This window comes from uncultured Porphyromonas sp. (genome assembly GCF_915070105.1).
Lineage (GTDB): Bacteria > Bacteroidota > Bacteroidia > Bacteroidales > Porphyromonadaceae > Porphyromonas.
Genome location: NZ_CAJZFJ010000084.1, coordinates 1 through 8,072, shown reverse-complemented (window position 1 = coordinate 8,072; position 8,072 = coordinate 1). Strand labels below are relative to the sequence as shown.

General features: G+C 54.6%; 7 protein-coding genes, 1 pseudogene and 1 riboswitch. All 8 genes and pseudogenes read left to right on the top strand.

All coding sequences use genetic code 11. From position 1 onward, the window contains the following. On the top strand, positions 1-2,317 hold a 2,317-nt coding region (locus QZ554_RS07620), incomplete at its 5' end, for a DNA translocase FtsK 4TM domain-containing protein (RefSeq protein ID WP_297195569.1). 54 nt (positions 2,318-2,371) lie between these two features. Then, positions 2,372-3,001, top strand: coding sequence for an outer membrane lipoprotein carrier protein LolA (locus QZ554_RS07615; RefSeq protein WP_297195567.1), 630 nt, complete (start codon positions 2,372-2,374; stop codon positions 2,999-3,001). A gap of 117 nt (positions 3,002-3,118) precedes the next feature. Then, positions 3,119-3,865 (top strand): ABC transporter permease, encoded by a 747-nt coding sequence (locus QZ554_RS07610; protein ID WP_297195565.1) that lies wholly within the window; start codon positions 3,119-3,121, stop codon positions 3,863-3,865. Between the two features lie 20 nt (positions 3,866-3,885). After that, the gene (locus tag QZ554_RS07605; protein WP_297195563.1) at positions 3,886-4,617 is read left to right on the top strand and encodes an ATP-binding cassette domain-containing protein; all 732 of its coding nucleotides are present in this window, start codon (positions 3,886-3,888) and stop codon (positions 4,615-4,617) included. Between the two features lie 15 nt (positions 4,618-4,632). Beyond that, the gene (locus tag QZ554_RS07600; protein ID WP_297195561.1) at positions 4,633-5,313 is read left to right on the top strand and encodes a PASTA domain-containing protein; all 681 of its coding nucleotides are present in this window, start codon (positions 4,633-4,635) and stop codon (positions 5,311-5,313) included. Between the two features lie 4 nt (positions 5,314-5,317). Further along, positions 5,318-6,457 (top strand): RluA family pseudouridine synthase, encoded by a 1,140-nt coding sequence (locus QZ554_RS07595; protein WP_297195559.1) that lies wholly within the window; start codon positions 5,318-5,320, stop codon positions 6,455-6,457. Positions 6,458-6,492: 35 nt separating this feature from the next. Further along, the gene (locus QZ554_RS07590) at positions 6,493-7,554 is read left to right on the top strand and encodes an acyltransferase (protein WP_297195557.1); all 1,062 of its coding nucleotides are present in this window, start codon (positions 6,493-6,495) and stop codon (positions 7,552-7,554) included. Positions 7,555-7,640: 86 nt separating this feature from the next. Next, positions 7,641-7,764: riboswitch (TPP riboswitch) on the top strand. A 55-nt stretch (positions 7,765-7,819) separates the two neighbouring features. After that, positions 7,820-8,072 (top strand): annotated as a pseudogene (locus tag QZ554_RS07585) (TonB-dependent receptor); the annotation flags it as partial.

The following is an 8,072-nucleotide window of genomic DNA, read 5'->3' as shown; positions in this document are numbered from 1 at the left end:
CTCGAGCGGGCAGGATCAGAGCCTGATCGCACCCCTAGCAGAGGGAGAAGCTCTGCCCGAAGCTGAGCAAAATGCCTACAACATCTTTGGGCGACCTGGTGCTAAGGTCGCCGACTACCTCTTCAATGGGCTCTTCGGCTGGGGCGTCATCTTCCTCTTTGCCTATGCCCTCTACCTTGCCTATCACCTAGTGAAGGCTCCCGAGACACACCCGATCCGCTATATATCACGGTTCCTCTTCTTTGGCTTCCTCTGCCTGTGGACAGCTACCGCAGCTGCCGCCCTGCAGGCTTTCTTTCCTTCGGATGGCTTCCTGCTATGGGGAGGGAAACAGGGCTTACAGCTCTACACCTATATATATGGCAATATACGGATGGCAGGACTCCTAGTAGTGCTCTTCTTCAGCCTACTGATCTTCTCCGTCCTCTGTAGCGACAGAGCCCTCATAGGGGTACGCACATCATCTGTCCCCCTTCCTCACCTAAGATCCTCCTCCCTCTGGGAGCGTATCAGGGGACTCTTTTCCCGTAGCAAGGGCGAGGAGCTAGACTCGGACCCTGAGGAGGACTACTCCGACGACGAGGAGGAAGATAAACCCGAGGACGAGGGTAACTCCACGACACCAGTCCACGAGCATCACAAGGACAGCCACGAGGAACGCCACGAGGAGCATGTTCCCCAGCCTCGCCTTACCCCTCAGACCTCGATCCACTTGCCATCCGACAAGGAGGGCGAGCCAGGCATGGTCGTGGAGCTAGCACCAGCTGACCAGCTCGTAGAGGACAGCCCCGAGCCCGCTACACCGCTTGCCCCCGGGGTACTACTGGCGCATTATCAGAAGCCTACGACAGACCTCCTCAAAGACTATGAGCAGGGAGCTACGCAGATAGATATGCAGGAGATCGAGCGCAACAAGCAGAAGATCATCGACACACTGGCTAGCTTCAAGATGCGTGTCACTCCCTCAAAGGCCACCGTAGGTCCTACCGTCACCCTCTACGAAGTCATCCCCGACTCTGGTATCAAGGTCTCCCGTATCAAGACCATGGAGGATGACATAGCCATGAGCCTCAAGAGCGAGGGCGTCCGTATCATCGCTCCTATGCCTGGCCAAGGGACGATCGGGATAGAAGTGCCGAATGCTTCGCCCCAGACCGTCTCCATGCGCAGTATCCTTGCCTCGAAGAAGTATAGGGAGCAACTTGACCGCATGGAGCTCCCCATCGGGATCGGGAAGACCATCACAAACGAGCCCTTCATCTTTGACCTAACTAAGATGCCTCACCTACTGATAGCTGGGGCGACTGGGCAGGGAAAGAGTGTCGGACTGAACGCACTGATTACCTCACTGCTCTACAGCAAGCGTCCCGAGGAACTCAAGTTCGTCATGGTAGACCCTAAGATGCTCGAGTTCTCTATTTACGAGGAGATCGAGAAGCACTTCCTAGCGAAGCTTCCCGATGCCGACAAGGCGATCATCACCGACATGAAGCGTGTCGTCGCTACCCTCAACTCCCTATGCGTGGAGATGGACAACCGCTACCACCTACTCCAGAATGCTGGGCGTACCGTGCGCAACATCAAGGAGTATAATGAACAGGTGCGCTCGGGGGAACTTCGCCGTATCGACGGGCATGAGCTCCTTCCCTATATAGTACTGATCGTGGATGAGTTTGCCGACCTCATGATGACAGTAGGCAAGGAAGTGGAGCAGCCGATAGCCCGCCTAGCTCAGAAGGCTCGTGCCGCAGGCATCCACATGGTCATCGCTACACAGCGTCCCTCGACAGACGTGATAACGGGACTCATCAAGGCGAACTTCCCCGCCCGTATTGCCTTCAAGGTCTTCTCGATGGTAGACTCACGCACTGTCCTAGACTCCCCCGGAGCCAACCAGCTCATCGGACGTGGAGACATGCTCTTCTATCAAGGCAAGGAGATGGTACGTGTACAGTGCGCCTTCATGGACTCTCCCGAGACAGAGGCCATCGTCTCACACATAGCACATCAGGAGAGCACAGGTAGTGCCCTCATCCTACCTGAGTATATACCCGAGGGAGAGGAAGGCGGTGCAAAGACCTTCAACCCCAACGAGAAGGACAGCCTCTTCGACGAGGTAGCCCGTATGGTCGTACAGACACAAGTCGGATCGACCTCCAACATCCAACGCAAGTTCAACATCGGGTATAACCGTGCTGGACGACTGATGGACCAGCTCGAGGGTGCTGGTATCGTCGGCCCACAGGATGGCAGTAAGCCCCGAGAGGTCTTCATCAAGGATCAGACAAGCCTCGAAGAGCTCCTCGACCGACTCTAATCGAGGGAACCTCGGGTCACGTACAGATTATTACACTTATCTTTGGATATAATTATGAGACATATAGCTTTGATACTTTCCCTGCTGCTCGGCCTAGTGACAGGCAGCGCACAGATCAAGGGAAATATCCCCCAGCTACTAGAGCGAGCTGAGGGAGCCCTCTACCAGTCGGGTGCCACCGTCGTAGACTTCTCCACGACGATGCGTGACAAGGCAGGTCGAGACCTAGGAGCCAGCACAGGTAAGATGTACCTACAGGGGGAAGCCTTCAGACTGGAGTATGGTACCGTCACGGCGGTCTACTCCTCAGGTATCCTCACCTACTACGATAGAGCCGAGCATACTCTGACCATCTCCCGCCCTACGGCAGACGAGATCCTTCAGATCAATCCCCTGCACTTCCTTCGCTCACGTGCCCGTGGCTTCACCGCCATGCTGCTCTCGTCCACGACGACACAGCAGCGAGTACGCTTCGTCCCCCAGCAGAAGAGTAACATCGTAATGATGGAGGCGACATTTAACCTCAAGAGCTCCCTGCCCAGTCAGCTCACCTTCCTCGCTCGTGACGGGAGTGTACTGACGGCTCTTGTCCCCGAGATCAAGAGTAGAGAGGCTCTACCCAAGACGTTCTTCTACCTCAACGCCAAGAGCTATCCTGGCTGTGAGGTCGTAGACCTTCGTTAGCCCACCAGCCCCACAGGCTCCACACCACATAGCCCTAGGAGGCTCAGAGCATGCGCCCGTAGCCTCCTAGGATTACCTCCAATAGCCCCCTCAGCCTCAGCCCGAGGTACACAATAGATGCAATCAAAGTTCTTAACCAGCATAGGTGAGTACACCCAACTCATGGGACGCGTCTTCACGCTGCCGATGCGCTGGCGTATGTTCCACCGCTCCGTCCTCAGAGAGGCCTACAGCCTCGGCTTGGGATCGATGTGGATCGTCTTCATCATCTCCTTCTTTATCGGTGCCGTCATCACGATCCAGCTATCGATCAATATGACGAACCCCCTCATACCTCGCTTCACCATCGGCTACTCCTCTCGTGAGATCATGATCCTGGAGTTCTCCTCGACGGTGATGTGCCTTATCCTCTCGGGTAAGGTCGGCTCAAGCATTGCCTCCGAGCTGGGGACAATGCGTGTGACGGAGCAGATAGATGCGATGGAGATCATGGGCGTAAACTCAGCCAACTTCCTTATTCTCCCGAAGATCGTTGGCTTCATGAGCTTCATCCCCATTCTATCGATCTTCTCGATGGCTACTGGTATCTACGGCGGATACGTAGCGTGTGACTTTGCCCAGAGCCTCTCCCACCAAGACTATGTCTATGGCCTGCAACTCTACTTCACACCTTCGTATGTAGCGCACTCGGTGGTCAAGTCTCTCGTCTATGCTTTCATCATCTCATCGGTAGCCTCGTACTACGGATACTGTGTGAAGGGTGGTGCGCTACAGGTCGGATCGTCCAGCACGAAGGCCGTGGTCAATAGCAGTGTGCTCATCCTCTTCTTTGACCTCGTCTTGACGAACCTCATGCTTACCTAACCCAGGCTAGACACTACGTCATGATACAAGTAAAGTCACTCTATAAGGCCTTCGCAGACAAGGAGGTCATCAAGGGGATCGATGCGACCTTCGAGGAGGGAAAGACCAACCTCGTCATCGGACGAAGTGGTGCAGGGAAGTCCGTCTTCGTCAAGTGCATGATTGGCCTCATCCAGCCCGACAAAGGCGAGATACTCTTCGACGGACGCGATATAGTAGGTATGGCTAAGCCCGACCTACTTCGCCTAAGACGTGAGATGGGGATGCTCTTCCAGGGCTCTGCACTCTTCGACAGCATGACCGTCATCGAGAATGTACTCTTCCCCATGGAGATGTTCTCCAGCCAGAGCCACGACAAGTCCTATCACCGAGCCCTAGAGCTACTAGATCGTGTAGGCCTCGCCGACGCTGCCAAGAAGTACCCTGCCGAGATAAGTGGTGGGATGATGAAGCGTACCGCTATCGCCCGTGCCATAGCACTCAACCCTAAGTACCTCTTCTGCGACGAACCCAACTCTGGGCTCGACCCTAAGACCTCTACAGTGATCGACCAGCTCATCTATGAGATCACCAAGGAGTACAACATCACCACCATCGTCAATACCCATGACATGAACTCTGTCCACGCCATCGGGGACAAGATCATCTACATCCACAATGGACTCAAGGAGTGGGAAGGCTCTAGTGCAGACCTCGCCTCCCCCAATGTCCCCGAGGGTGTCATGCGCTTCATCAACGCTGGACGCCTCTAAGCTCTATCCACGACTATGACCTACCTCAAGAACCTAAAGAAAAAGCTCCTCGACAGAGACTCTTGGCTTTTCCACGTGATGCTCATGATCATCATCTCCGTGGTGTTCATCATACTGCTCATCTTCGGGCTTGACCTCTACACCCAGCATGGGGAGAGCGTTGTCGTACCCGACCTCCGAGGCAAAACGCTTGATGAAGCTCGTGCCATACTCAAGAAGGTCGACCTCGACTACGAAATCAACGACTCCACCTACTCCAAGACGGCTGTCCCTGGGACAATACGTGATATCGTCCCCGCCCCAGGAAGCCACGTCAAGGCTGGACGTATCCTCTTCGTCTCCATCAATGGCTTCTCTCCTCGCAAGCAGACCATCCCCAACTACAAGGATCAGTCTGCTCGCCAGATCCTAGCCCTCCTACGTGGGCTGGGCTTCGAGTCCGTCGACCAGCGTGTCGTACCGGGTGGCTACGTCGGCTCTGTGGTAGGCCTACAGACTGCTGATGGACGTAGCGTAGAGGTCGGCTCACAGCTCCGCATAGATACGAAGCTTATCCTCCTCGTCTCAGGTCAGATCATCGACACTCTCGGTATCGGTCGCCTCATTGAGAGCTATGACCGTGAGGGGAGCATGGATAGCACCTTCACCCGTACGGAGCAGAAGAGAGATAGCAGCGTTAGCAACGACTGGTGGTAGGCGAATGAAGCCAAGTCTATTTGACGAAAACGAAGACTGGGGCGAGGACGAAGACCTCCTTGCCCTCGATCAAGAGGGAGGTGTCGAGCTACTCTCCCCCGAGGAAGCTATCTCCTACATACAGCATGCTGATAGCTCACCACTCTATGAGCACTATCGAGTCGTAGCGGACAAGGGGCAGGCTCTGCTGAGAGTGGACAAGTTCCTCGCCTCACGTATGATGGGTTCTTCCCGTAGTCGCATCCAGCAGGCTCTAGAGGGTGGCTATGTCTTCGTCAATGGTGTAGCGGTCAAGGCCAACTACCGCATTAAGCCACTTGATGTCGTTACTCTCCAGCTTCGTCGCCCGAAGCATACCCTCGAGATCATACCCGAGGATATCCCGCTGGATATATTCTACGAAGACCCCTATCTCCTCGTCATCAACAAGCCCGCTGGGCTAGTCGTCCACCCTGGGCATGGGAACTACTCCGGCACGCTCGTCAATGCCCTTGCCTACTACCTCCAGGATGATCCACACTACGATCCTGCCGACCCTCGAGTCGGGCTCGTGCACCGTATCGACAAGGACACCAGCGGTCTACTCGTCGTGGCCAAGCGTCCTGAGACCAAGACGCATCTAGCTCGACAATTCTTCGACAAGACCACCCACCGCTCCTATCGGGCTCTCGTCTGGGGACGCTTCACCGAGCCCAAGGGGACGATCGTGGGGAATATCGGACGAGACGAGCGTGACCGCCTACAGATGGCTGTCTACCCAGAGGGCAGTGAGCGGGGCAAGCACGCAGTGACCCACTATGAGGTGCTCGAGGAGCTGGCCTACGTCAGCTGGGTAGAGTGTAGGCTAGAGACGGGGCGTACACACCAGATACGTGCCCACATGAAGCACATCGGGCACCCACTCTTCGCTGATACACGCTACGGCGGGGACAAGATCCTGTGGGGGAACCAATTCTCCCGCTACAAGCAGTTTGTCCACAACTGTCTCTCGCTCTGCCCCCGCCAGGCACTCCATGCCAAGACCCTAGGCTTTGTCCATCCTGAGACAGGCGAGGAGCTCCTCTTCGATAGTGAGCTCCCATCGGACCTCTCCACCCTACTGGATCGTTGGCGCACCTACGCTGCACAGGTAGCCGACGAATAATCAAGTTTGATCTATCCCGTATATCCCCCTTCCAAGTGGATCAAGAACCCCTCTCCCGCCAGTCCTCGGCAGTGAATGCCCTGCGGTACCCGCTCATCGTAATCGTACTATTCATACATGTTCTGCCCCCGCAGGTGATGGAGCTAGAGAATGGGCTTACGAGTAGGGGGATCTACATCTTCATCTCCGAATTCATCTCGCACTATCTAGGATCAATTGCTGTTCCTCTGTTCTTCGTCTTCTCTGGCTACTATCTTTTTTTCACTCCGAAGGCATGGGACATCAAGACCTACCAAAAGCACCTCACCAAGAAGGCTAGGGGGCTACTCATCCCCTACCTTTTCTGGAATCTACTTACCCTTCTCCTCGAGTATCTGCGACTCTGGGTACTTAGTCGGAGTGGAGGGGAGACTCAGCCTATGCACTTTGGTCTTGATCATGTATGGACAGCTCTAACCTTACCCATGGATTTCCCCTTGTGGTATGTACGAGACCTCATGATCATGCACCTCCTTGCCCCGCTATTGATACTTGCCTATCGCCACTTGCGTGCGGGAGCTATCCTCCTCCTTCTTGCGAACTATCTCCTCTGTCAGCACTGGTATCCACAGCTTTTTCTTAGTCCCCTTGCTACAGCCTTATTCTATTTTAGTTTGGGTGGATATTTGGGGCTCAAGAAGATCTATTTCCCTGACCTATTTAGGAGGTGGATGGGGCTCTGGGGCACGTTCCTAGTGCTCTTACTCCTGACTATGCTCGGCTACATGTCCTATTTCCCTACTCTGTATATTCCATTTGGAGTACTTGCCGTCCTAGCTAGTGCAGAGCACATCTTCGATCGCCTACCTAGGGTTAAAGCATATTGCCTCGCTCAAGAGGGGCAAGTCTTTTTCATCTATGCCGTACATCTCGTCTTCATTGAGAACTGGATTAAGGGTGCATTCTCCCGCACTCCACTTGCACACTCGGGCTCGGGGTTGCTCCTCTCATACTTCGTGATTCCATTCATTACTCTAGCTGTCTGTACCCTGCTCTATAAGGGGCTAAATCGCCTTACTCCTAGGCTACTAAGCATCATCACGGGAGGGCGATCTTAGATAGACGATGGGATAAGACAGGGAAGACACGCCTGAGATACTTTGCTTTTATTCCTGGCCTTCACTACCTTTGCACCCGAAAAGAACTAAGGACAAAGGGGTGCCAATCCCTCTTTCCCCCACCTTGGGGAGGAGAGGTCTTCGGCTGAGATGATACCCTCAAGACCTGACCCAGATCATGCTGGCGTAGGGATTGTTCATCGACCATTATCTACCCTTCCCCCTTCAGCTCTGCATTACTATGCCTATGAATAAGTATTGTATGATGAAGAGAAAAACAACGATCCTCTCCACCGTGGTCCTCTCGGCCACAGCTACCTTCCTAGCCTCTCCCTCCGTAGCTACAGCTACACAGCTCGCAGATAGTCTCAGCACGCACCGCCTCGAGGAAGTGCAGGTAACTGCTACGCGCGCTTCGGCAAAGACGCCGATGTCCTTCACCAATGTATCGAAGGGTCAGCTACTGAAGTCAAACCTTGGGCAAGACGTCCCCTACCTTCTTCCGCAGACACCTTCCG